The sequence below is a fragment of the Salifodinibacter halophilus genome (genome assembly GCA_012999515.1).
Classification (GTDB): Bacteria; Pseudomonadota; Gammaproteobacteria; order Nevskiales; family Salinisphaeraceae; genus Salifodinibacter; species Salifodinibacter halophilus.
This window is the reverse complement of sequence record JABEEB010000474.1, coordinates 1-251: the sequence shown is the minus strand read 5'-3', so window position 1 is coordinate 251 and position 251 is coordinate 1. Positions and strand designations below refer to the sequence as shown.

The following is a 251-nucleotide window of genomic DNA, read 5'->3' as shown; positions in this document are numbered from 1 at the left end:
CAGGACGAAGCTGCCGAGCTCGCGATTGTCGCGATAGGCCTCGAACGCGATCGGCTGGTCCAGGCCGAGGTTGCACCAGGCCACTTCGTTGAGTTCGAGCCGGCGCGCGGCCAGCTGGGCCTGGGTGTTGACGTCGATCTTGTGCTTGATCTCGGTGACGCTGGCGGTGACCGTGCGCGCGCCGATCTTCAGCCAGTACGAACGGCCCGGCAGCAGCGGAGTCGCATCCATCCAAAGAAGGTGTGCGGCGA

Annotated in this window: 1 protein-coding gene; it reads right to left on the bottom strand. The window is 65.7% G+C overall.

The window, feature by feature from the left end; all coding sequences use genetic code 11:
* Positions 1 to 251, bottom strand: a 251-nt coding sequence (locus HKX41_12505) for an adenylyl-sulfate kinase (GenBank protein NNC24957.1), incomplete at both ends; no start/stop codon positions are given.